Source organism: Paenibacillus sp. UNC499MF (assembly GCF_900107975.1).
Taxonomy (GTDB): domain Bacteria; phylum Bacillota; class Bacilli; order Paenibacillales; family NBRC-103111; genus Paenibacillus_F.
In genome coordinates this window covers 130,175-152,605 of sequence record NZ_FNVF01000011.1, presented here as the reverse complement: position 1 = coordinate 152,605, position 22,431 = coordinate 130,175, and the positions used below count along the sequence as shown (strand labels likewise).

General features: G+C 55.0%; 21 protein-coding genes. 4 read left to right on the top strand and 17 right to left on the bottom strand.

From position 1 onward, the window contains the following. Window positions 1-77 precede the first annotated feature (77 nt). Complete coding sequence (gene nfsA, locus C4S74_RS20175; protein ID WP_103997086.1) at window positions 78-812, top strand: oxygen-insensitive NADPH nitroreductase; 735 nt, start codon at window positions 78-80, stop codon at window positions 810-812. A 63-nt stretch (window positions 813-875) separates the two neighbouring features. Here the strand turns inward: nfsA and C4S74_RS20170 are convergent, their stop codons facing one another. The 5 genes from C4S74_RS20170 to C4S74_RS20150 form a co-directional block, all read right to left on the bottom strand. Next, entirely contained in the window at window positions 876-1,604 is a 729-nt protein-coding gene (locus C4S74_RS20170) for a GntR family transcriptional regulator (protein WP_103997085.1), read from the bottom strand. A gap of 65 nt (window positions 1,605-1,669) precedes the next feature. Next, window positions 1,670-2,452: a fructoselysine 6-kinase gene (frlD, locus tag C4S74_RS20165; protein WP_103997083.1), complete on the bottom strand. Its 783-nt coding sequence runs from the start codon at window positions 2,450-2,452 to the stop codon at window positions 1,670-1,672. 60 nt (window positions 2,453-2,512) lie between these two features. Continuing rightward, the gene (locus C4S74_RS20160; protein ID WP_103997082.1) at window positions 2,513-3,526 is read right to left on the bottom strand and encodes an SIS domain-containing protein; all 1,014 of its coding nucleotides are present in this window, start codon (window positions 3,524-3,526) and stop codon (window positions 2,513-2,515) included. 105 nt (window positions 3,527-3,631) lie between these two features. Next, on the bottom strand, window positions 3,632-4,975 hold the full coding sequence (locus C4S74_RS20155; protein ID WP_103997079.1) for an amino acid permease: 1,344 nt from the start codon (window positions 4,973-4,975) through the stop codon (window positions 3,632-3,634). Window positions 4,976-4,991: 16 nt separating this feature from the next. Further along, the gene (locus C4S74_RS20150; RefSeq protein ID WP_103997078.1) at window positions 4,992-5,819 is read right to left on the bottom strand and encodes a TIM barrel protein; all 828 of its coding nucleotides are present in this window, start codon (window positions 5,817-5,819) and stop codon (window positions 4,992-4,994) included. 371 nt (window positions 5,820-6,190) lie between these two features. Between C4S74_RS20150 and C4S74_RS20145 the strand changes: the two genes are divergently transcribed. Continuing rightward, entirely contained in the window at window positions 6,191-6,442 is a 252-nt protein-coding gene (locus C4S74_RS20145) for a glycine zipper domain-containing protein (protein WP_103997077.1), read from the top strand. A 128-nt stretch (window positions 6,443-6,570) separates the two neighbouring features. On the opposite strand, the gene map is transcribed toward C4S74_RS20145, so the two are convergent. The 3 genes from map to C4S74_RS20130 form a co-directional block, all read right to left on the bottom strand. Next, entirely contained in the window at window positions 6,571-7,317 is a 747-nt protein-coding gene (gene map, locus C4S74_RS20140) for a type I methionyl aminopeptidase (RefSeq protein ID WP_103997075.1), read from the bottom strand. A gap of 26 nt (window positions 7,318-7,343) precedes the next feature. Beyond that, window positions 7,344-8,126, bottom strand: a complete 783-nt coding sequence (locus C4S74_RS20135; protein WP_103997073.1) for a TetR/AcrR family transcriptional regulator — start codon at window positions 8,124-8,126, stop codon at window positions 7,344-7,346. Between the two features lie 390 nt (window positions 8,127-8,516). Further along, complete coding sequence (locus tag C4S74_RS20130; RefSeq protein ID WP_103997071.1) at window positions 8,517-9,485, bottom strand: TRM11 family methyltransferase; 969 nt, start codon at window positions 9,483-9,485, stop codon at window positions 8,517-8,519. Window positions 9,486-9,767: 282 nt separating this feature from the next. Here C4S74_RS20130 and C4S74_RS20125 point away from each other — a divergent pair, with 282 nt between their 5' ends. Then, window positions 9,768-10,865 carry an L-dopachrome tautomerase-related protein gene (locus C4S74_RS20125; protein WP_103997069.1) on the top strand — a complete coding sequence of 366 codons (1,098 nt, stop codon included), beginning with the start codon at window positions 9,768-9,770 and terminating at the stop codon, window positions 10,863-10,865. Window positions 10,866-11,270: 405 nt separating this feature from the next. On the opposite strand, the gene deoD is transcribed toward C4S74_RS20125, so the two are convergent. The 6 genes from deoD to C4S74_RS20095 form a co-directional block, all read right to left on the bottom strand. Beyond that, the gene (gene deoD / locus C4S74_RS20120) at window positions 11,271-11,981 is read right to left on the bottom strand and encodes a purine-nucleoside phosphorylase (RefSeq protein ID WP_103997068.1); all 711 of its coding nucleotides are present in this window, start codon (window positions 11,979-11,981) and stop codon (window positions 11,271-11,273) included. Window positions 11,982-12,077: 96 nt separating this feature from the next. Beyond that, complete coding sequence (gene msrA, locus C4S74_RS20115; protein WP_103997067.1) at window positions 12,078-12,623, bottom strand: peptide-methionine (S)-S-oxide reductase MsrA; 546 nt, start codon at window positions 12,621-12,623, stop codon at window positions 12,078-12,080. Window positions 12,624-12,801: 178 nt separating this feature from the next. Next, on the bottom strand, window positions 12,802-13,113 hold the full coding sequence (locus tag C4S74_RS20110; RefSeq protein ID WP_103997066.1) for a hypothetical protein: 312 nt from the start codon (window positions 13,111-13,113) through the stop codon (window positions 12,802-12,804). Window positions 13,114-13,278: 165 nt separating this feature from the next. Continuing rightward, window positions 13,279-14,331, bottom strand: a complete 1,053-nt coding sequence (locus C4S74_RS20105; protein ID WP_103997065.1) for an LLM class flavin-dependent oxidoreductase — start codon at window positions 14,329-14,331, stop codon at window positions 13,279-13,281. Window positions 14,332-14,356: 25 nt separating this feature from the next. Continuing rightward, complete coding sequence (locus C4S74_RS20100) at window positions 14,357-15,130, bottom strand: SDR family NAD(P)-dependent oxidoreductase (protein ID WP_103997063.1); 774 nt, start codon at window positions 15,128-15,130, stop codon at window positions 14,357-14,359. Window positions 15,131-15,331: 201 nt separating this feature from the next. Next, window positions 15,332-16,720 carry a phytase gene (locus C4S74_RS20095; RefSeq protein WP_103997062.1) on the bottom strand — a complete coding sequence of 463 codons (1,389 nt, stop codon included), beginning with the start codon at window positions 16,718-16,720 and terminating at the stop codon, window positions 15,332-15,334. Between the two features lie 249 nt (window positions 16,721-16,969). Between C4S74_RS20095 and C4S74_RS20090 the strand changes: the two genes are divergently transcribed. Then, window positions 16,970-17,965 carry an ABC transporter substrate-binding protein gene (locus C4S74_RS20090; protein WP_103997061.1) on the top strand — a complete coding sequence of 332 codons (996 nt, stop codon included), beginning with the start codon at window positions 16,970-16,972 and terminating at the stop codon, window positions 17,963-17,965. A 273-nt stretch (window positions 17,966-18,238) separates the two neighbouring features. Here the strand turns inward: C4S74_RS20090 and C4S74_RS20085 are convergent, their stop codons facing one another. From C4S74_RS20085 to efeO, 3 genes are read right to left on the bottom strand one after another with little or no spacing between them, the layout of a single operon-like run. Beyond that, on the bottom strand, window positions 18,239-20,089 hold the full coding sequence (locus tag C4S74_RS20085; RefSeq protein ID WP_103997060.1) for an FTR1 family protein: 1,851 nt from the start codon (window positions 20,087-20,089) through the stop codon (window positions 18,239-18,241). Then, a complete protein-coding gene (gene efeB, locus C4S74_RS20080) occupies window positions 20,070-21,368 on the bottom strand; it encodes an iron uptake transporter deferrochelatase/peroxidase subunit (protein ID WP_103997059.1) in 1,299 nt (432 codons plus the stop codon). The genes C4S74_RS20085 and efeB overlap by 20 nt, the downstream gene beginning before the upstream one ends. After that, the gene (gene efeO, locus C4S74_RS20075; RefSeq protein ID WP_103997058.1) at window positions 21,365-22,252 is read right to left on the bottom strand and encodes an iron uptake system protein EfeO; all 888 of its coding nucleotides are present in this window, start codon (window positions 22,250-22,252) and stop codon (window positions 21,365-21,367) included. The genes efeB and efeO overlap by 4 nt, the downstream gene beginning before the upstream one ends. Window positions 22,253-22,431: the final 179 nt, after the last annotated feature.

The window sequence follows — 22,431 nt, the reverse complement described above, 5'->3', positions numbered from 1 at the left end:
GTTTTCGCTTATAATAGAACTAACTGTAACAACACGATCAACATTTATCTTATGTTCTGAAAAAGGAGACTGCGACCATGAATTCCGTTATCGATCTGCTGACCCGGCACCGCTCCATCCGCAAGTTTAAACCGGACCCGATTCCGGCCGATCAATTGCAAGCGATTGTCGCTTCCGCACAAATGGCTTCCACGTCAAGCAGCGTTCAGGCCTATACCATCATCGCCGCTAGCGATCCCGCGCTCAAAAAAGAACTGGCCCGGCTCGCCGGCAACCAGGCCTATGTCGAGCAGTGCGGACTGTTCCTCGTGTTCTGCGCCGACCTGAACCGGCTCCGCAAAGCGACCGAGCAGTCCGGGGAAGTGTTCCACCAGAACACCGAAAGCTTTCTCGTCGCTTCGATGGACGCCGCCCTGGCCGCCCAGAATGCCGCGATAGCGGCCGAATCCCTCGGCCTCGGCATCTGCTATATCGGAGGCATCCGCAACAACCCGGACGGCGTCGCCGAAGCGCTGAACCTTCCGGAGCTCGTTTATCCGGTGTTCGGAATGTGCGTAGGCGTGCCGGATCAGGAGCCTTCTCTCCGCCCCCGGCTTCCCCAGACGGCCGTTCTGCACGAGAACGGCTATCAGAGCGAACGCTCGGACGAAGGTGTCCGCCTGTACGACGAAACGACACGGAAATATTACGAGGAACGGACCGGAGGCAAACAGAGCATCACCTGGTCCCGGAGCATGGCGGACAAGTACCGCCAGCCTGTACGCGCTCATTTGAAGCCGTTTCTGGAAAAGCAGGGGTTCAGGCTGGAATAGTTCAATCCCCCGAATAAACAAAAGACCCCTTCTTTTGGGGTCTTCATTCCGCTAGGCATGACCTTATTTGGCTCGATGAACGGTCAAATTGACCCGGTTGGTCTCACACATGAAGCTGGAGAGGTGGACCGGCTCATCGTTCGAGTCGAAAGCAATTTTTAAGATGCGGAACAGATTCGCCCCGATATCACATTCAAGAAGCTTCGCGTAATCTTTGGTCGCCCCAATGACATCGATGATCTTATCATTGCTTACGATTTCGGTATGATAGTCCTCCGACAGAATCTTGTAGGTCGATTCGTTCATCGCAATCTTCTTCTCCAGATCGGGGAACCGGGTGAGTGAATAGTGGGCAATATCATAGAAAAGAGGGCGGTCATCCACGTACATCAGCCGCTCAAGCTCCAGCACGGGACTGCCTTCCTCAATCTGAAGATGCCCGGCCACCTCCTCCGAGGCCTGAATGACCTCGCTCCGGAGAATCCGGGAGTTGGGGATCATGCCGAGCTGATGGCTGAACTCCGAGAATCCGCTTACAGATAACAGCTCATTGTGGAACTTGTTCGAGGCCACGAAAGTGCCTCTGCGGGGAATCCGCGTCAGCGTGCCGTCCCGCACCAGTTCCTCGATCGCTTTCCTGATCGTAATCCGGCTTACCTTATACGTATCGCAGAGCTCCGCTTCGGTCGGGATCTGTTCATCCGGTTTATATCTTCCGTCCTGGATATCATTCTTCAACATTTGCCGGATCTGCATATACAGCGGCTGGGGGGTTGAAGGATTTAAATTCATCGTTCATTCATCCTTATCCATCAATGATTATATACTACGTATTATACATTGATGGCCTGCATCAGTCACCATGCCCCGAAATATCCTATGGTCTTGGCCGCTGTGGCCGCACCAAGCTCCAGGCACGCTTCTATCGAAATCCCTTTCAATCTGCCGTAGATGAACCCGGCAATGAACGAATCTCCCGCACCCATCGTATCCACCACATCCACCTTACCGACACCGCACGTATAGAACCGCTCTCCGTCATAGGCAAGTGAACCGTTCTCACCCAGGGTAGCTACGGCAATCTGAGAACCTCTCTGCTTCACTTCGGTCAGCAGTCCCCGGATATAGTCATCGTCCCGGGTATACGAGAAGAACGGATAATCCACGTGAGGCGTTAAGGTCTGTACGAGCTCGTCGCCAAGCTGATCCGAGAAATCAAAGGAGGTTACCAGCCCCTTTTCCTTAAACGCGGCAAAATATTTATCCGCATGCCCCCATATTCCCGAATGTACAAGCTGGTAATTTCCCGCAAAGCCGAGCTCTTCCGGAGTAAGGGAGAACTGTGCCATAACTCCTTCGTCGTAATCGCCAAACTTGCGGTCGTTTCCCATCATCTCGACGTGGGTTACCGCTGTTTTTCCAGGCTTTTTGGATATCCGGGAAGTGTCCACACCTTTATCCCGAATCGCCTGAATCATAATCTCCCCATACATGTCGGTACCTACCCAGCCGATATAAGCGGCCTCTGCGCCTAGCTCGGTCAAATAAACGGCCACATTCACCGGGTTGCCGCCCGGATAAGCTTTGCCGCTGGCCTGATAGACATCCATGCAGTTATCTCCGACTGTAACAATTCTCATCTTGCTCCCGCCTTCCCTGCGATTAAAAGAGGAGCACTACAAAGTAGTGCTCACGACATTTTAATATTCCATTTGACGATAGTATCTTCTAAGCGTTAACGGATGGTTTCTCTCGCGCTCCAGGTGGACGCTGATGCGGCTGAGCACGGACCAGTTGATATTAACGGAAAAATGCTTTCTGAACTCTTCGCTGATGCCTTCCATTTTGAATTCTTTGGTATCAATAAGGGTCAGCTTCTTCGTAATTTTCTCGGCAAAACGTTCTACACGGTCCATAAGCGGACGGGTTTCGTCTTCACCTTTCAGCAAAATCACGCTGGTATCCTCAACCACCAGCTCAAGCGTGCCGTGGAAGAATTCCGCCGCATGGATCGATTTGGCGTGAATCCACTGCATCTCTTCCAGAATGCACATCGCGTAGGAGTACGTATTCCCCCACAGATTTCCGGAGCCGACCATCATGTGGTAGTCGGTATCCTTATGCTCCTTAGCGAAGGCTTCCGCTTTCGGATCGAATGTCTTGACCGCATCCAGAATCGCACGCGGCAGCAGGGAGACTTCCTTGACGAATTGATCATATTGAGGGAACTCGTTGTTGTTATACATGAAGCGGAATACGACCATGTGCAGCAGCATGAAGAATGTATCGAAGGAATGCTTCTCCGAGCCGGTGGTGATGCAGTGATCCACAATCTTCGTCAGCGGTGTGTCCGGTTCAGCTACGAGGGCAATGGTGGTCGCGCCCCGCTCTTTACAGAACTCGGCTGCGGCCACAGTCTCCTGAGTGGTCCCGGATACGGAGGTGAAGATACATACCGAATCTTTGCTGAAATGGCGGTTGTTCATGACCATGAACTCAGCGGCGATCTCCGCATGCACGTCAATCGTCGAGTTCGATTTCAAAATATATTCGTAAGGATACATCATGGCGATCGTACCGCCCGCTCCGATCAGAAAGAGGTTGCTGTACCCTTGTTTGCAAATTCCGTCCACAATCTCTTCAATCTGCCCTCTGAAGGCAAGGCCCTCTTGTTCCACAAGCTTAAGGAATAACTGTTCATCAAAGTTCAACATGTTCGTTCCCTCCCCATATTAGAGACGATCTCCAATATGATCCAATTTTATTTGTTATGTCTTGTATTATAAATTAACATTACAATTAAAACAACATTTTTTTGACTACGCTACGACTCCGCTGTCCCCGGACTTTTTGGAGCCATATTTCTTCTCCCAGTAATAGTACACGGGCAGGCCTGTCGCGATTACGATTGCAGCCGCAATCATGCCTTGAACCGGAGCCCACGTAAAGGTTCCCCATGCCAGCCATGCCGCCCCGGCGATCGCCAGGATGGTCGTTACTCTCCACATAGGCATCCGGTAGATCGGGTTATAATCGTCTCTCTTCCGGCATTTGTAGACGGCGGCAAAGTCCAGGATGTTAATAACCAGCTGGATGAGTGTAAAGTAACCCAGCAATTCCGTTAGATTGCTGAAGAAGACAAGAATACAGGCAAATGTAACCTGAGCGATAATCGAGAAGCTGGGGGTTTCGAATTTGGGATGGACTTTCCCGAAGCGTTGGAAGAACAGTCCGTCCTTCGCCATGGCATACTCCAGGCGCGGCTGAAACATAATACACGAGCTCAAAGAACCCAGAATAACAATGATTGCGGTAACGGCCACAAAGGATGAGGCCATACCAGATAATCCCGGAATGTATTTTACGGCGTCGGACACGGCAGCGCTGGAGCCCATCAGCTTGTCGAACGGCATCAAGCCGGTGACACACACCGCAAGCAGTGTATAAAGGCCAAGTATAATCAGCACCGAGCTGATTAACGCCTTAGGGAGAACTTTCCCCGGATTTTTGAATTCTCCGGCCATAAAACAGATGGCTGCCATTCCCGTGTACGCCCAGGTCGTAGCGGATACGCCTCCGATAAGGCTTGAGCTTCCGGCTCCCGCCGCTGGAGTGTAAGAGAAGTTGTCAAAATTCATATACATAAGTCCGAGCACAATAACAATCAGGAAAGGTATAATTTTAACAGCGGTAATAATGACCTGAAAGCTTCCGCCTCCCTTAACGCTGCGGTAATGGATGGATGTGATAATCAGAATGATCGCCACCCCGAGCAGCTTGCCGGCGAACCCGGCAAAGAACGGGAAGAAGCTTGCCAAGTAGGCCACGATGGCCAAAGCCATAATTGAAATGGACGGCGGATCGAGCGCCCAGAATGTCGCCCAGCCATACAGGAAGGCCAGGGGCCTCCAGCCCGCTTTATTCAGATAAACGTAACCGCTTCCATTTTGCGGATAAGCCGTGGATAATTCAGCCAGCACCATGACCTGGGGAATTGCGATGATCCCGCCTATAATCCAGGCCAGGATTGAAATCGAGGGAAGACCCGCCGCTTTTGCCACATCTCCCGAAGAGACAAATATTCCGGAACCTACCGTAGTTCCAACCGCGATAGCCAGGGCCGACCAGAAACCCAGTTTTCGTGTAAGTGTGTCATTACTCATAGCGAGTTCCTCCAAATCAAGATGATAGGACTTCCATATCCCTTATTTTCCTGATTGATTTCTTAAGTGCCTCATGCGGGTTCTCATAATAACCGGATCCCATAATCTCTAAGGTGCAAGCTCCTTGATAACCGCGGCTTTGAAGCGCTGCTACATATTCCCTCCAATTCAGCACCCCGTCATCTAAAGCCAGATGCGCATCGGAAGAGCGGTCTCCGTCAATCAGATGGAAATGGCAGAGCTCTGGCAGTTTCGTAAAGTAATCCTCCGGTGTCTCACCTGCGAGCTGCATCGCTACGGTATCGATCATTCCTTTTAACGAAGGGGAATCGATGTCCCTCATCACCCTCAGTATTCCCTCCACATCGGTCAGAAGATTCGATTCGAACCGGGTCAGAGGCTCCAATGCAAGCGTCATCCCCTCCTTCTCAGCCACCCGCGATACCTTATAGATCGAATCGGTTGCATATTTCCACGATTCCTCCCGGGATACCGAGAAGTCCCCGATTCCCGAAGTCATAAGCATCATATCCGTCCCCAGCTCCAGCGCGGCGTACAGATTATCGATGAAATAATCAATGCTCTTCTGCCGCAAATGCGTGTCTGAGGCCGCGATGTTGAACGGATAAACGCACTGCTCCGGCGTGTAACAGACAACCTGCATATCTCTTGACTTCAACTGCTGCCTGATTTGCCTTAAGTTACCGAGAACATTGCGGTAGACATACAAATGAGGCTCACCCGCCCACAGTTCGATATGACCGATGCCTAGCTCCGACATGGAATCCAGGAAATGCTGAAACGGAAAATGCTTGTACGTAATGTTCATTCCGGCTAGGTTCATTGCTTCACCCTCTCTTAATGAAAGCGTTTTATTATTTGTTATGCTTTGTATTATAACTAAGAGTTACATTGATTTCAATGCCTTTTTTTAAAAGGGTAAAAATTCCGGTGTCTCGTCTTAAAAGTACGATCCTACTTTCAGTTCGTTTAACAGAACACAAAAAAGCAAGCTTGGCGGTGCTGCCCGCTCTGCTTGCTCTTTTGGGGATTAATTTTAGCTTGATTAACAAACCTCGACCAGCTCATTTGATTTAAAACCGTTACAGAAATCATGGGATGTCTTTCCTGAAGGACGGGTACACTAGGTTGGGACCATCGCTGATCCAAACAAGCTGTGCTTCCGTATCACGTACGTACAAGGAGGGAAACAACATGTCCGAGAATAACAATAAACAGAACCGCAACAGCAACGGCCAAGACGGTATTAATGCCGGTGAAGCTGTGGGAACCGTCGGAGGTGCTGCGGCAGGCGCTGCCGTTGGCTCCATTCTAGGCCCTTTGGGCACATTGGCAGGCGGGGTTGCGGGCGCCGCATTAGGCAACAAAGCCGGTGAAGGACTGGGCGACAATGATAAGCAGTCGGGCCATGGAAATAAAAACAGATCATCTTCGGGCCAGGAATAACCTCCACGCAGAACAAAAAAAGGAGAACAGGGATTCACTGTTCTCCTTTTTGAATTTGCACCTTTTTCCACCCGAAGCGGCAAAATTATTTTCCATTAGGACGCATTTTCCCGTACATTCGCCACTTCTTACTGCGCCGTCAAAATCAACGGCCCATCCGGCGTGATTGCGACCGTATGCTCATACTGCGCGGACAATTTGCCGTCGGCTGTTCTCGCCGTCCACTGATCGTCGTCGATCATGATACGGAATGTACCTTCGTTGAGCATCGGTTCAATCGTAAACACCATGCCTTCCTTTAACCGAATGCCTTTGCCGGCTGCGCCGATATGCTCGTAGCTCGGTTCCTCGTGCAGGCTCCGCCCGATCCCGTGCGCCAGCAGATCGCGTACGACCGAAAACCCGTTCGCTTCCGCATGCTGTTGAATCGCCGACGTTATGTCTCCGAGCCTGCCCCCGGGGATCGCCCGGGCGATCCCCAGATCCAAGCATTCTTTGGTCACCTTCATTAATTTTTGCGCCTCCGGCCGGATATTGCCCACCGCATAGCAATGGCACGAATCGCCGAACCATCCCCCGTATTCCACGACGATGTCAAGCTTGAGCAAGTCGCCGTCCTTAAGCGCCCGGTTGGAAGGAATGCCGTGGGCCACCACATCGTTGACCGAGGTGCAGGTTTCGGCGGGGAAACCGTTGTACCCTTTCGTAAACTGCCTGCCGCCCAGCTTGGTGATGTGTCTGGCAACAAAGTCATTGATTTCCCGGGTAGTGATCCCAGGCTCGATCAGTTTGGCCGCCTCGCGGTAACAGTCCGCAATGATTTGGCCCGCCGGCTTCATCTCTTCGATTTCCCTGGGTGATTTTAAAATGATCATCTTGGTTTATTCCCCCCTTATTTCTACTATAATTTTAAAAAACGGGCGATATCCCCGGCCTCCTCGTGCAGCTTTCCGCGGCGAAGCGAAACCGAGGCGCAGCCGACCAAGGCGGCCAGCAGCATTTCCGCGTGCTGCCGCCGATACGGCGGTTCCGCACCGTTTATACCGGAAACGGCAGCCCCGTCCGCCGCACGCCCGGTTTCCAGCAGCGCGGAAAGCGGCGCGAGCACTTCCCGGCGAAAGGCGGACGCGAGAGGGGCCGAGCGCGCTTCAGGCAGCCAGGCAAAGCCCTCACCGGCCTGCTTGTGCAGCAGATACAGGGCGTGGTCCTCCGCCCATAGCTGCAGCAGCCGGACGCCGGCTGCGGCGACGGGGCCAAGCTCTGCGGCAGCGGCCGTTTCGCGGCCTCCGCTTCGGGAATCCGCGGCAGCCGAGCTCTCGGCGTCCGGCTCGGCAGCGGAGCCGAAAAGCCCACCCGTCGGCGCCTGCCCTGAAGCCGAAGCGCGCCGGACCTCCGACGGGGCCTTCAGTTGAGCCTCCAGCGGGACCTTCGGCAGAGCCTCCAGAGGGGCCTCCAGCCATCCCCCTGCCCGCTCCAACGCGTCCCACAGCAAATCGTGGAGCAAATCACCCTTATTGCTGTAATAATGGTATACCGTGCCATAGCCGAGTCCCGCCTGCGCAGCCACATCGCGGATTTCCAGTAAAAGCCCTTTATTCAAAAACACATCGGCAGCGGCTTTCCGGATTTGTGCCAGACGCCTCAGCCGGATCTCTTCGTTTTGTTCCTTCGTGCGTGGAGTCATCCCGTCCGTTCACCTCTTTTATTTTTGACCTACTATTATGTCAATATAAAACATCGGCTTGCAAATAACAAGAGTTAGCCGGAGGATTTCCGGCTCAAACCTATAACCTGGAAACCCGTGCTTTACCGACGGGTTGGGGCCTGATTGCTGTTGTTATCATGTGAAAGGTAAATAAAAAAAGCGATAGACCGCCCGCCAAGGCAGGATCCATCACTTAATTGTCGTGGTTAAAGATTTTTACCGGGCCTGTCCGCTCTATATATAGACGTTGTGCACCAGAGCCAGAGTCCTTAGATGGTCCGCCCATCTTAGATTTATTTTTGCTGCTGACAATACCGTTTTAACTGCGTATTACACAGCTTTTTAGATATCCGCCTCCCTTTCGTCGTCCTATTCCGCCTCGTCTTCCCGCCGCTCGCACACGATAATCTGCCGCTCGAAGTTCCCTTTGCGGACGACGCAGCGGTCCTTCACGGCGAAGCCCGCCCGCTCCAGAGCGGCGTCTACCGGCTCCGCCGAAATGACGACCGCCCGCGGAGACAGCCTGCGGGCGCTGCGCAGCATCTCGAGCTGCTCCTCCGTGCTCAGGACCGAGCACAGATTGTACGGCATATCGAGAAGCAGCGCATCGTAAGCGCCATCCAGATCGCGGATGTCGCAGATCTTCACCACATCGGGATACCCGAAGTGGGCGAGATTTTCCCGCGCGCCGCGGACGGCAAGCGGGTTGAGGTCGCGGCCGACGATGTCGATGCCCATCGACAACGCCTCCACCAGCACCGTGCCGATGCCGCAGCACGGATCGACTGCGCGGATGCCGGCCGGGTCCGGCACCGCGATGTTAACCGCGGCGCGGGCCACGCGCGTGCTCAGGGCCGTGGAGTAGTGCCGCGGCTTGCTGTTGTGCGCCAGCCAGAGAGCTTCGCTCCGGCGGCACGGGCCCAGCACCCAGCGGCCGCCGGCGTAAGCCGCGCCGAGCAGGTGCCGGGGCTGCTTCATGTCCGCTTTGCCCCGGACATGCCGGCCGATCAGGCGCTCGATGGCGCGCCGCTCGTCGTAGGAGGCCTTCCCTTCGGCCTCCACATAGAGCAGCTTGAACGTGTCCCCGTTCAAATCGAGCGACTCGGCCTCCTCGGCCAGCTCGTCCAGGCTGGCCGCCTGGAGCCGGACCTCCAGCCGGTGCCGGATAAACGGGCTCCGGCTCGGGTCGAGGTCCAGCGGGCTCTCGGCCCAACCGTCCTGCGGCCGGACGCCCAGGAGGGTGCGCAGCTCCAGCATGCAGAGCTCCTTTTCATCTTCGTGGCAGGCGAAGCTGTATACAAAAGACGACATAGGCCGGCCGTCTGCGGATAAGTTCATCAAGATCCCTTCCTTGCTGTTGAGTGACTGGTATCCCCGTATTTTATCGGATACCCCGGTCTGCGTCTACAAGCGGCTTTGCTCCCACGTTAAAATGCTTCCGATGAATAAACTCCCGCATCCATACCTTCGCTTTCCGCTTCTCCGGAGCATTAGAACCCCAGAGAGGAACTCGTAGTAGGTGCACGTAACCGGATAGAAAAATTTATCAAGAACTAGGCATTACAAAAATTTTTCATCATATATAGGTGATATACGTTCGGATTTGATGAGGAGGATATCATGCATCCTAGGTTACCTATAGAAAAATATTTTGGGCAGTTTGAACTGGTGCATGCTTTTTATGGGGCTATGCCTACAGGTGTCAGCGTTTCCGAAACCGGTCGTATTTTTGTTTGCTTTCCGAAATGGGGAGACGACGTTCAATTTACTGTGGCGGAAATTGTTGAGGGTGAATTGCAGCCTTATCCCAGTTTAGAAACCAATTTGGTTAATACCGGAAATATTACAATGTCTTTCGTCAGTGTCCAAAGTATCGTTGCTGATGGAAGAGGAACCCTTTGGGTACTGGATACAGGTGCACCAAATTTTTCTGAACCTATTCAAGGGGGAGCAAAATTAGTTGCTGTTGATTTAAGCAGGAATACAATAAGGAGAGTATATACCTTTGCCGAAGATGTTGTCCTGCCGACAACTTATCTGAATGATGTCCGTTTGGATTTTCGGGTTGGAAGAGCAGGCTATGCCTATATAACGGATTCTTCTTCCAAAGGGCCGGGGGCTGTTATCGTCGTAGATTTAGAAAATGGGAACGCGTTCAGACGGTTAAATGGGGCCCTATCAACTTCACCTGACCCCTATTTTTTACCGAAAGTAGAAGGTCGAATTTTGATGAATCGAAACCCGGACGGCTCGACGTCCCCATTCAGATTGGCTTCCGATAGTTTAGCGATTTCTCCTGATGGAAAGATTTTATTTTATGCTCCGCTAACCAGCCGTCAGCTGTTCTCGATCTCAACAGAAGCCCTAAGAGACAGAAGGATACAGGACATGGATTTATCCCACTATGTGCGGTATTGGGGGGAAAAAGGCGCGTCTGATGGAATGATCACCGGCGCAAAAGGAACCGTTTATGCGGGAGACTATGAAAACAACAGTATCCGGAAGATATTGCCGAATGGCACTATGGAAACCATCGCACATGACCCGAGAATTTTATGGCCGGATACTTTTTCGATTGGCCCCGATCAATACTTATATGTCATTGTGAATCAATTACATCGGCAGGCGAGATTTCATTATGGAAGAGACCAGCGGGAAAAACCGTATAGTTTACTTCGTATGAGAATTGATGAATTCCCTGCTCCTACCTTTTCATAAGGAAGGTAGCTATCCCTCATCAGGGAGCCGGCCATCTACCAGCTCTTTTCGCATTTTTCGCGACTGATCCCGTCAAGCTGAACCGCATCACAAATGGTGGTATAGCAGAAGGTGGAAATAGAAGGCACTTTAATTAGAAACCTAATAGCACAGGCGGAATCCGGTTTAACTTCGGATTCTTTTTTTATGCACGTACCAGGCTCCTACTTAAAAGACACGCCTTGTTAAGACATGCGGCAGGCAGCATAAGGTCTTTCCGTCTCCTGCCGCAACAAAAAATCCCCGACACCGGGTCAGGGATTCGGCCTGTTCCGTTCGGAGCAGGGGAGGAAGACGCAGCCCGAGCGAAATCCCGGGAGCGTCTTTTTTATTGAACTAGCGGGCAAGTTAGTTGAATCCGACATTTTAATACCGGATCACCGTATCGAGCGCGACTTCGATCATCTGGCGGAACGTCGTCTGGCGCTCTTCCGCCGTCGTTTCCTCGCCGGTCACGAGGTGATCGCTGACGGTCAGAATGGACAGCGCGCGGGCTTTACGCTTGGCGGCCAGCGTGTACAGCGCGGCGGTTTCCATCTCTACCGCCAAAGTGCCGTACTTCGTCAGCAGAGCCGCTGTCGCCCCTTCGTCGTCGCGGTAGAACGTGTCGCTCGTGAAGACGCTGCCCACGTGTACGGGCATGCCTGCGGCTTCGGCGGCTTCGTACGCGCTCTTCAGCAGCCCGAAATCAGCGGCCGGGGCAAAATCCAGCCCGTTGAAGCGGATGCGGTTAACCGCGGAATCCGTATGCGAAGTCATCGCAAGCACAAGATCGCGCACCTTGACGTCTTCATGGAAGGCTCCGCACGTACCGACGCGCACCAGCGTCTTCACGCCGTAGCTTTCCAGCAGCTCGTGCACGTAGATCGAAATGGTCGGCACGCCCATGCCCGTCCCTTGAACAGAGACGCGCTGGCCTTTATAGGTTCCGGTAAATCCGTACATCCCCCGCACTTCGTTATAACATACGACATCCTCCAGGAAATTCTCGGCGATAAACTTCGCCCGCAGCGGGTCTCCCGGCAGCAAAATACGTTCCGCGATTTCGTTTTCCTTCGCTCCGATATGTACACTCATGATTGACAGGCTCCTCTCAACTTCTTTCGCATTTGTTGATCATCTCGCCGGTACCGGCACGTCCGCCGGCTTCCTTTTAACGGTACGGTACCGCGGTTATTTCCAGTGGCTGCCGATAAATTCGTCCCGCCCGGATTGGGCACGGTCTTCTTTATAATGCTTCGGATTTTTACGGTGGTAATCCTGATGATACTCCTCGGCTGCGTAGAAAGGTCCCGCCGGCACGATTTCCGTCACGATCGGCTTGTCGAAACGGCCGCTTTGCGCCAGCTCAAGCTTGGACTGCTCCGCAAGATCCCGCTGTTTTTCCGTGTGAGTAAAAATAGCCGCCCGGTAGGAAAGCCCCCGGTCCTGAAACTGCCCGAACGCATCCGTCGGATCGATCTGCTGCCAGAACAGCTCCAACAGCTTTTCATAAGGAAAAACGTCTGGGTCGAACCGGATTTGCACCGCTTCCGCATGGCCGGTCTCTCCCGCCTTCACCTGCTCGTAGGTCGGATCGGTCTCGCTGCCGCCCGTATACCCCGATACGATGCCATGAATGCCCGGCAGTTCCTCGAAAGGAGTCACCATGCACCAGAAGCAGCCTCCGGCAAAGGTAGCCAGTTCTTCTGCAGGCGCCTTTTTTTCGAATTCTGTCATCTATATTCCTCCCGTCTAACCGTCCAGGTTAAAATGTGTCCCGCATGGCCTAAAAATAGCACGGCTCCAGCCGCTATGGCAAGTTTCGCGACGGTTTCGCCCAGCATAAATACCCGCAACCGGAATTGCGGGCATCGCTTCTGGAAATGCGGCGGAAACACGGCCTGCATAAAGGAGACTATTCCCCCTCCACGCCTCCGGAAGGATCCTGTTCCATACGGCTGAGCGCCGTGTCCACAAGAAAATCAAAAAGATCGTCATCTTCCTCCAGCTGCTGCTCGATGGCGACAATTTCTTCTTCCGTGCCGGATTCGGCGGTAAAGTTCAAGCTGTACATCCATTCTTTCCCCTTTTTGCTGAAAAGGGCCACTTCATAAGCGGTCTTGCCTTCCGCCAGTTTAAATTCCACTTTGCCGATATATCCGTTCTCCGCATCGTGAATCATGCTTGCGTTCAATACTTGAATCGTTTGTCCGTCCATTTCACCCATTATGTCACCTGCTTAAATTAGATTTCGTAGTAAATCGGCTTGTTCCTATGCGTTGGTTTATATTGTACAGGAAGAATCGTCTGCGGGATAGAGCGGAGGTCTCAGGCGGATAGAAGCCGAAAATGCTCCGCCGCCCGTCTCCAGGTTATCCGGAGCTGCGGCCCTTTATTCCCGCCCGATGATGCCCGATGCGAGCAGCTCGTAAGATTTCAGACGCTGCGCGTAATCCGGCACCTGCGTCACGATGAGGAACTCATCCGCCCCGCACGTTCTCTGCAGCTCGCGCAGCTGCTCCTTGATCTGGCCGGCCGTGCCGACCAGCGTGCGCCCGTCGGGCGCTTCCGCTTTCTCCGGCCGCGTGCCGGCCGCAGCGGCCCCGTCCTCCGCCGGAGCGGCATCCCGCTGCCCTTCCCGGCCCGGCGCATGAGCGGCTTCGCTTCCGGCAGCCTCCTCCGCGGCCGGAAGCCCGGCGTTCAGCCAGCCCGCCGCCTCTGCGGCCAGCTCGCGGGCCTGCTCCTCCGTCTCGGCGCAGACCGCGCCGACGGCGACGATGGCTTTCGGCTCCGCCAGCAGGCGGGAAGGCCGGAAAGCGCTGCGGTACTCTCCGAGCACGGCGGCGCCGTCGTTGTCGCTCATGAACCGGCCGAATACGTAGCCTGTCCCGTATTCGGCCGCGTAAGCGGCGCTTTTGGCATTCGTGCCGAGCAGCCACAGCTCCGGCGAATCGGCGGGAACCGGGCGGGCTGTTACCCGCTCCCCTTCCACGGTAAATTCGCCTTCGATCAGCGCCGTCAGATCGCGGATTTTGTCCGGCATCTGCCGCACATTCTCCAGGAAATTGCCGCTCAGGGCAAGCGTGACATGCGCGGAACCGCCCGGAGCCCGGCCGATGCCGAGGTCGATGCGCCCGGGGTGCAGCGTCGCGAGAAGATGGAACGCTTCCGCGACTTTAACCGGCTGGTAGTGCGGCAGCAGAACGGCGCCCGATCCGATCCGGATATGCTCCGTGTGGGCCCCGATATGGGCCAGAAGCACTTCCGGACACGCGGAGGCAAGCTGCTTCATGTCGTGATGCTCGGATACCCAGTAGCGCGTATAGCCGAGCTTCTCGGCTGTCCGCGCCAGCGTGACGGCCTGTCCAAGCGCCGTGTAGGAATCCGCTTTTTGCATGACCGGTACGAGATCCAGCACGCTGAGACGCAGCGGCAACGGTTTCATCTGTCTTCCTCCTTCACGTCTGTCGTCAGAATCCGTAAATGGTCATGCCGCCGTCCACATAAAGCGTCTGACCCGTCACATAGCTGGCCGCATCCGAAGAGAGGAACACGACCGGCCCGACCAGCTCCTCCAGCCTGCCTACCCGCTTCAGCGGCGTGCGGCCCGTCACCTCGGCCACGAAGGACTCGTCGGCCAGCAGCTTTTCCGTAAGCGGCGTCGGGAAATACCAGGGACCGATGGCGTTGACCAGGATATCGTATTTCGCCCATTCCAGCGCCAGGATTTTGGTCATTTGAATGAGTGCCGCCTTGGTCGAGCCGTACACGACTCCCGTGCGCAGCGCCATATGGCCCGCAACGGAGGCGACATTCACGATCCGTCCGCCCCCGTTCTCCTTCATGTGGCGCCCGACGGTCTGCGACATCAGAAATGCGGACTTGAGATTCGTCTGCACGATCGCGTCCCACTCCTCATCCGTTACTTCGAGCGCCGGCGTACGGATGTTCATGCCCGCGTTGTTGACGAGAATATCGAGACGTCCCGCTTCGCGTACGGCACGGCCGACAGCCTCCGTCACGCCTTCGCGCGTCCCCGCATCGGCCGCTATCGCGTAGGCTTTGCGCCCGGTCGCTTCGGCAATTTCCGCCGCTACCGCGTCCAGATCGCTCTGTGTCCGCGAAAGCAGCACGACATCCGCTCCGGCTTCCGCCAGACCGATAGCCAGCGCCCGGCCGATGCCTCTTCCCGCCCCGGTCACCAGAGCCGTTTTGCCTTCCAGCTGAAAAGACGGCAAATACATTCTATCCACTCCTTTTATATAACCGCACCCGCGCATACGGGAACAGAACAGTAAACTAAATTAGTTTTCATGATAAAAGATTAACCGCCAGAAAGCAAAGGCCGGCTTTTCAAAAATCAGGGATAAGGACGCAAAAAACAGACAGTTCCGGCCGGCCCATGCTTTCCTGCGCCTTCCGAACCTGTCTGCCTGTCTAAACCGTCAACCGTCTTTACGCGGGGTGAGCTTGCGGGGATCCACGCCGTTGTCGATACGGAGAGGAGCGTGGAACGACTTCGCCAGCTTATCCCACGACACGATTTTAAAGTTCTGGTTGCGTTTGTTTCCGTTATCCACATTCTCATCGTCCTGCGCCACGAAAATCCCGTTAGGATAGGCCGGACCCAGACCGAATCCGACGACATCGATTCCGTCCGTCTCCGTTGTCCCGTCGATAAGCCCGTCCTTGACGGCGAAGCTGCCCAAATAGCGGTTTGTGCCTTGGCGGTTGTAAACCGCGTAAGTGCTGTTACCCTGGCTGGAAGCCAGGAGATAGCCTTTGCCGTCCGCCCCGTAATAGAGCGTTAATCCTTCGATATCCGCAGTTAAATGCCCTTTACCCGCCTCATCCACCTTGGCGTAAGGCTTCAGGCCGCTGTCCGGCTCGGCGCTGATTTTCCAGATGGCCTTATCTTCTTCCGCAATATAGATCGTCCCGTACTCGTCGTCCGCGACAATTCCTTCCGCTTGGGACGCCAGTTTAAAGTGGCGTACAAGCTTGCCTTCCACACCGGCCGGTCCGGGTATCAGCTCGATTTGTTCAAATTCCCCTTCTTTGCCGAGTACAAGCGCGTAATACTTGCCGGTTTTAAGGCTGTGATACAGGCTGAAGCCGTATACCTCGCCCATGTCCGGTTTGATCGGCTTGGCCGCGATATTCGTGAGCGCCCCCGTCTCCGGGGAGATCGAGAACACGTCGATCGTGTTGCTCGTCCGGTTCGTCGCCGCCGCAATGTCTATTGGCTTGCCGCCGAGCTCATATCCGTAGCGCACGTCAATGTTGTTCATTTTGCCGAGCTTGTAGGACTGGACCTGCTTGCCGTTCAGGTCATAGACCAGAATGCCGCCGCCCTTGTTGGTCGCAATCAGCCTGCTCTTGGCAGGATCGTCCGGATGGACCCAGATGGCAGGATCATCGGCCGCATCTTCCCCCGTGTCAACCGCTTCCGTTTCACCGTCCGCCGTTACCCGGACAAGCTCCTCGCCGGCAGCCGTCTGATCCCCGCCGCCGCTGCGCAGCTTGCTGAGCACGAGCTCGACGAAGCCCGGCGGCACATATGTTTTGTCCCCGATCAGCTTCACGCGCCCGTTCAATTTTCCGTCCGTTCCGTTTAGCTTATATCCGTCGTTCCCGATGGTGACCGAACCTTCAAGACCGCTCTGCAGAGCAAAATGGGCCGTCTGGGTGCTTTGATTCCACGACACGTGCGCTCCTGCCTGTTCCAGCATATCCCTCAGCGGTTCATAGCCTTCCTCGACCGAAGCCCAGGCAGCCTGGCTGTAAAAACTTGCGGCGATCAGCAGTACGCTTAAGCTTTTGAACAGTTTCATCGTTAAGGTCCTCCCGGTATTTACCCGAATGAGCTTCTGCCTTCATTATGTAGGGTGAATATTAGAGGAGATCACGGAAGGCATTAACGTTTTGTTAAAACGCATTTCATTTATAATGGCAGCCTCCAAAGGAAAGTATTGACAGAAGGCGTGAAATGCTTTTTAATAACGTTGAGAATGAGAATCATAATCAACATAAAACATACAAGCATTCTCCGTACCTACATAATCTTGAGGGGGAACCAAGAAATGAACCGTCGTAAACGGTCCTTGTCTACACTGGCTCTTTTGATTTTCACGATTTTTGCCCTTGCTGCATCCGGGTGCGGCAAAACGGAAACGGCTCCCGCCGGTTCAGCGGCACCGAACACGTCATCACCTGCCCCTGCGGCGGCGGATACCGCGCGTAAAGTAAAGCATGCGATGGGAGACACCGAGATCAAAGGCACTCCGCAGCGCGTCGTGATTCTGACCAACGAAGGAACCGAGGCTCTTCTGGAACTCGGCGTCAAACCTGTCGGCGCGGTTAAATCGGGCGTCGGTAAGACGTGGTATCCCCACATTAAAGATGCGATGCAGGGCGTCACGGAGCTTGGAGAGGAAGTCCAGCCGAACCTGGAGCTGATCGTGACTCTCAAGCCCGACCTCATCATCGGAAACAAAGTCAGACACGAGAAAATATACAGCCAGCTCCAGCAGATCGCCCCGACCGTTTTCGCCGAAACGTTAACCGGGCAGTGGAAACAAAACTTCAAGCTCTATGCCGAAGCCTTGAATAAAAAAGCAGAGGGCGAACAAGCACTCGCCGCTTACGACAAGCATGTGGCGGATGTGAAAGCGAAATTCGGCACCAAAACATCGGCCAAAGTATCCATCGTCCGCTTCCTCCCGGGAGCCGTCCGTATTTACCAGAACGATACGTTCTCCGGCATTATTCTGAAGGATTTGGGCTTCGCACGGCCAGCGGCCCAGAACAAGAACGCCTTCATGGAGGTCATTACAAAAGAACGCATGGTCGACATGGACGGGGATATCCTCTTCTACTTCAATTCCGATTACGATGATTCTAAAGGCGGCACGAAAACCCAGCAGGAATGGATGTCGGACCCGCTCTACAAAAATCTTAACGCGGCCAAAAACAACAAAGCCTTCCAAATCGATGAAATCATCTGGAATACTTCAGGCGGGATCAAAGCCGCCAACCTGATGCTGGACGATCTGGTCAAGTACGCGGATAAGCTGTAAGCAGGCAAGGCTCCGGCCTTCGCGATTTCCGCCTTCAAACTGCGGGACCTGCCAAGGTCTTGCCCCCCTAGCTCTCCTATACACGAGCGCCTTATAACGGCCCCTTGTATAGGGGAGTTTTTTGGCTGGCCCAAGCGTGCCGGTGCCTAATCTTTTATCTTTCTATGGCAGACTCCTTTTAAAAGAAAAAAAGCGCCTGTGCCCCGGCGCAGTTCCTAACGCCGAAAAAAAGAACCTTCCCCATTAGAATGGAGCAAGGTTCTTTACGGTAAGTTAACGTTCGGTAAGAGCGGGCTCTGAAGACGCCTTACCGGATCTTTTTTTAAGCAGCCTGAACGCTATATAGGCAAGCAGGGCCGATTGTGGGAGCAGCGTTTCCCAGGTCGGATAAATTCCAAGCCAGCCCACGGACGGGAGGCCGGAAGCCGAATGAGCGGGTATCACCGATGCCACCTGGAGGGAGTGGATACTTTCTCCGAGGAAGCGGAAAACGAGGTAATAAATAAGCGCCGACGCCGTCATAAAAAAGGGCCGGATCGGCAGTCTGACACTCAGCCGGATGATGGCGAAACCGATACCGATCAGCAATAGCAGCGTCACTCCGATACCGAGAAACAGCTGGGACGGAGCAATCGAAGGCGCCATACCCGCGTAAAAGATCGTCGTTTCGGCCCCTTCCCGCAAAATGGCGAGAAGAGAGACCGCGAACAGCGACCATAAGCTTCCGCCGGCCAGAGCGCTGCCCATCTGCCGGTCAATGTAGCTGTTCCACGCTTTCACATTGGACTTGGCGTGGAGCCAGTTGCCTACGGTCAGCATAAGAACAACGGAAAGCAGCCCCGTTCCGCCTTCTATGAATTCCCGTGTACTGCCCGAGGCGGCCTGGGAAATCGTATAGGAAAGCAGGAATGCCATCGCTCCGCTCAGAAGCAGTCCGCTTGCGACGCCCGACCAGATCCATCCGCGCTTATTCCCGTTGCCGGTGCGCTTTAAATAAGCGAGCAGCGCCGAGATAACGAGAATCGCTTCGAGTCCCTCGCGCAGCAGAATAAGCCCGGCGTCTACGGCCGTGTACCGCTTCTCGCCCGTCATCGGCTGAAGCTGTTCCCGCATGGCCGTGATAACTTGCTCCGCTTTATCGCCGGCGGGGGGAACCGACAGCAGATAACGCGAAGCTTCCGTCATCTGGTTTTCGACCTGCGTGTAGACATCTGCGGAACGGATTCTGACCTGGCCTTCGGCTGAAGGCCACTTCCGAATAAATGCCTGCATCTGCCCGGCGGCTTCCGAATGATGCCCGGCCGCAATGTCCGAAGAAGCCTGGTCGAGAATTCCGATAAGCTCCGCAACGGACATGTCGGCAGGTTCCGGGGCTTTGGATACGATTTTGCCTGCCGTATAATCGTTCACAAGCTGAATGAGAGCCGCGGTTTCTTCCGCCGCCTGCTCCGGCTGTTTGGGCTCGGCCTGCAGCGCCACGCGGATCATGCTCATCTGCGTCTCCATCCCGCTGTATACGGTAAAATTGTCGCTCCGGATGGCCTGCTCGACTTTGAGCCAGCCGTTGTTCAAGGTTTTATAATCGTTGTAGGCCCGGGTCAAGTCACCTGACCGGATGCTCCCGGCAAGCTTGGTCATGACGGGAAGAAGACTTGCCGCCGTGTCCTGTCCGGACTTGCCCGTTTTTGCGTCCTGCCGGCCTTCTTTCGCATACTTGTTCACGGCCTTGGCAAGCTCGGACAAGGCCGCGGTAGCGGCCTTAGGATCCTTCTCCCCGTCGGCCACCGCTTTCTTCGCATGCGCCAAGGCCGAATTGACGTCCGCCGCGGCAGCGGAGGACTTGGCGGCGTCAGCCTGCCAAAGCTGGTCGGCCTCCGCCAGATGCCCGGCGGCTTTGGCCCAGCTTCCCTGGCCGGCTTCAACGAGCGCTCCCCCTACAACGGGAAGCATAGCGTCGGCGCCCGACGCCTTGCTTTCGCCGGCGGCATAAGCGGGAGTGTACCCTGCAGGGCCGGCCGTTACGCTGATCAGCAGCAGGAGCGCGGCCAGGCCGATTTTGAAAACGCCCCGGCTTGCGGCCGAAGAAAGGCTGCTTTTTTTCCGTTTAAAAAAGGGTGTCGCCAATATAACCGCCCTCCTTTACGCCGGGAAAGCAGGCAAAAACCGCACTGCCGATATGCACGATATATTCGTTAAGCTTATCGCTCTTGCCCAGCGCCTTCTGGATGGGAACAAACTGCTTGCGCGGATCGCGCTGGTAGCAAACGAACAAAAGACCCGCATCCAGCTGGCCTGTTTTGTGATCGATTCCGCTGGAGTAGGAGTAAGAGCGGCGGAGAATTTTGACGGAGCCGTCTCCCCGGGCCAGCTTCATATGGGAAGTATCCGGGATGACCGGCTTGCCGGAGGCATCCTTCTTCTCCATATCGGGCGTATCGAACTCGCCCGCCGCGCCGAGCGGGGCGCCGCTGTCCCTGTGGCGGCCGAAGGTCGCCTCCTGATCCGCCAGACTCGACCGGTCCCAGACCTCGATCCGCATCCGGATCCGGCGAACAACCATATAGCTCCCGCCGTGCATCCAGCCGCTTCCGTCCGCGCCGTCCGCCCACACGACCTTCTTCATCTCCCGCTCATCCTTCACATCCGGATTGCCGGTGCCGTCCTTGAAGCCCATCAGGTTGCGCGGAGTCGCCTTGGCCGGGTCCGAATATCCCGTCCGCTGGAAGCCTTCCTGCGTCCAGCGCAGAACGGCCTTGCCCCGTGCGATGCGGGCCAGATTGCGGATCGCGTGGAACGCGATCTGCATATCGTTGGCGCACACCTGCACGCACAGATCGCCGCCGCACCATTCGGGCCGCAGCTCGTCGCCGCCGAAAGCGGGAAGATCCTGGAGCGCTTCCGGCTTCTTGCCGGCGAAACCGAAGCGGCCGTCAAACAACGACGGACCCGCCCCGAAGGTAATCGTAGTCCGGGACGGCGTAAGCCCTGCCGCCTCACCCGTATCCGCGGGAGGCAGCAGCTCATTTCCGTCGTCCCGGCCGACCATTTTGCCCTGGGCCATATTAGCCGCGGCGGCCGTCCATGCCTGGAACAGCTTGCGTAATTCCGCGGCGGAAGAAGCCGTCACATCAAACGCCGCAAAGCAGATAAAATCCTGCACGGGCGTAACGATCCCAGCCTGGTGGCCGCCATAGAAAGGCACCGCGCCCTGGGGATCCGTTTCGGCCCCCGAGGCGGAAAACGCCTTTTCCGCTTTGGAAGCCTGCGCCGCAACGAGGCTGCCGACGCCGCCGGCGCCAAGCAGAAGCCCGGCGCCGCCAACTCCGGCCAGCTTCAGAATATCTCTTCGGCTGACCGGTTTATCGAAAATCCCTTTTTTCCGTTCGCTGTCGTTCCCGCTCATTTCGCAGCCGCTCCCAGAATCGTTCCCATTTGAGAAAGGGGCTCGGCCAGCGCATCCAGCAGACGGCTCAATTTTTTCGTATCATCCTGTGTCAATTTCTCGTAAGAGACGTACCCGTCTCCTTCTTTGTAGACGGCAAGCGCTTGTTCCAGGTCCTTGAATTTCGCTCCGATCGTTTCTTCGAGCGCCGCGTCCTTGCTCTTGAGCTTAGGCTGTAAGAGGGTATAAATCTTCCTGGCTCCCTCGACATTCGCTACGAAATCATACAGATCGGTGTGCGAATAACGCTCCTCTTCCCCCGTCACTTTGGAGGCGGAAACTTCGTTCAGGAGCTCAACCGCACCGGTTACGAGCAGAGCCGAATCCACCTCGACCGTTTCGATCAGGGCACGAAGCTGCTTCGCGTCGTTTAACAGACGGTCCGCATATTCTTCCTGGCCACTCGTCGTGTTTTTCTGCCAGAGCGCCTGCTCGATACGGTGAAATCCGCGCCAGTCTTTCTCTTCGACATCGTTCTCGCGGGCATCGATATTCGGGTCCAGATCACCGAGCGCTTCGGCGATCGGTTCGATTCTTTCATAATACATCCGGGTCGGCGCGTACAGTTTCTTGGCTTCTTCAACCTTACCGGATTTAACGGCGTTCACGAACTTCTCCGTCTCTTTGACGAACAGATCGGATTGTTCCGTGGCGTACGTGCGGTAAGCGTCGAGAATCGGTTTCCACGATTCGTCGCCTGCCGGAGCCGGGGAAGTCGAAGCCGCGACCGGAGCCGCTTTGGCATCCGGAGTTGCGGGAGCACCCGCTTTTTCATTGTTTTTGGAACCACATCCCGTAAAAAGCACCGTACACGCTGCAAACAGCGCGACATAACGAATCTTCATAAAGACAACTCCTCGAGTTCTTTTGGCTGATTTAGCTAAAACAGGATGATAAAAGCATGGTTCTCATGTCCGTTCATCACAAAATCCCAAAACGAGTATATCAACATTGAGAATCATTATCAATATCTTTTTTTGGAAAAATGAACGTTTTCTTGCATTCGTTTCATTTCCGACTTAAA

Excerpts from the sequence above, each read along its gene's own strand:
- nfsA (WP_103997086.1), top strand. The coding sequence starts at position 78 with ATGAATTCCGTTATCGATCTGCTGACCCGGCACCGCTCCATCCGCAAG.
- C4S74_RS20170 (WP_103997085.1), bottom strand. The coding sequence starts at position 1,604 with ATGAATTTAAATCCTTCAACCCCCCAGCCGCTGTATATGCAGATCCGG.
- frlD (WP_103997083.1), bottom strand. The coding sequence starts at position 2,452 with ATGAGAATTGTTACAGTCGGAGATAACTGCATGGATGTCTATCAGGCC.
- C4S74_RS20160 (WP_103997082.1), bottom strand. The coding sequence starts at position 3,526 with ATGTTGAACTTTGATGAACAGTTATTCCTTAAGCTTGTGGAACAAGAG.
- C4S74_RS20155 (WP_103997079.1), bottom strand. The coding sequence starts at position 4,975 with ATGAGTAATGACACACTTACACGAAAACTGGGTTTCTGGTCGGCCCTG.
- C4S74_RS20150 (WP_103997078.1), bottom strand. The coding sequence starts at position 5,819 with ATGAACCTAGCCGGAATGAACATTACGTACAAGCATTTTCCGTTTCAG.
- C4S74_RS20145 (WP_103997077.1), top strand. The coding sequence starts at position 6,191 with ATGTCCGAGAATAACAATAAACAGAACCGCAACAGCAACGGCCAAGAC.
- map (WP_103997075.1), bottom strand. The coding sequence starts at position 7,317 with ATGATCATTTTAAAATCACCCAGGGAAATCGAAGAGATGAAGCCGGCG.
- C4S74_RS20135 (WP_103997073.1), bottom strand. The coding sequence starts at position 8,126 with ATGACTCCACGCACGAAGGAACAAAACGAAGAGATCCGGCTGAGGCGT.
- C4S74_RS20130 (WP_103997071.1), bottom strand. The coding sequence starts at position 9,485 with ATGAACTTATCCGCAGACGGCCGGCCTATGTCGTCTTTTGTATACAGC.
- C4S74_RS20125 (WP_103997069.1), top strand. The coding sequence starts at position 9,768 with ATGCATCCTAGGTTACCTATAGAAAAATATTTTGGGCAGTTTGAACTG.
- deoD (WP_103997068.1), bottom strand. The coding sequence starts at position 11,981 with ATGAGTGTACATATCGGAGCGAAGGAAAACGAAATCGCGGAACGTATT.
- msrA (WP_103997067.1), bottom strand. The coding sequence starts at position 12,623 with ATGACAGAATTCGAAAAAAAGGCGCCTGCAGAAGAACTGGCTACCTTT.
- C4S74_RS20110 (WP_103997066.1), bottom strand. The coding sequence starts at position 13,113 with ATGGGTGAAATGGACGGACAAACGATTCAAGTATTGAACGCAAGCATG.
- C4S74_RS20105 (WP_103997065.1), bottom strand. The coding sequence starts at position 14,331 with ATGAAACCGTTGCCGCTGCGTCTCAGCGTGCTGGATCTCGTACCGGTC.
- C4S74_RS20100 (WP_103997063.1), bottom strand. The coding sequence starts at position 15,130 with ATGTATTTGCCGTCTTTTCAGCTGGAAGGCAAAACGGCTCTGGTGACC.
- C4S74_RS20095 (WP_103997062.1), bottom strand. The coding sequence starts at position 16,720 with ATGAAACTGTTCAAAAGCTTAAGCGTACTGCTGATCGCCGCAAGTTTT.
- C4S74_RS20090 (WP_103997061.1), top strand. The coding sequence starts at position 16,970 with ATGAACCGTCGTAAACGGTCCTTGTCTACACTGGCTCTTTTGATTTTC.
- efeB (WP_103997059.1), bottom strand. The coding sequence starts at position 21,368 with ATGAGCGGGAACGACAGCGAACGGAAAAAAGGGATTTTCGATAAACCG.
- efeO (WP_103997058.1), bottom strand. The coding sequence starts at position 22,252 with ATGAAGATTCGTTATGTCGCGCTGTTTGCAGCGTGTACGGTGCTTTTT.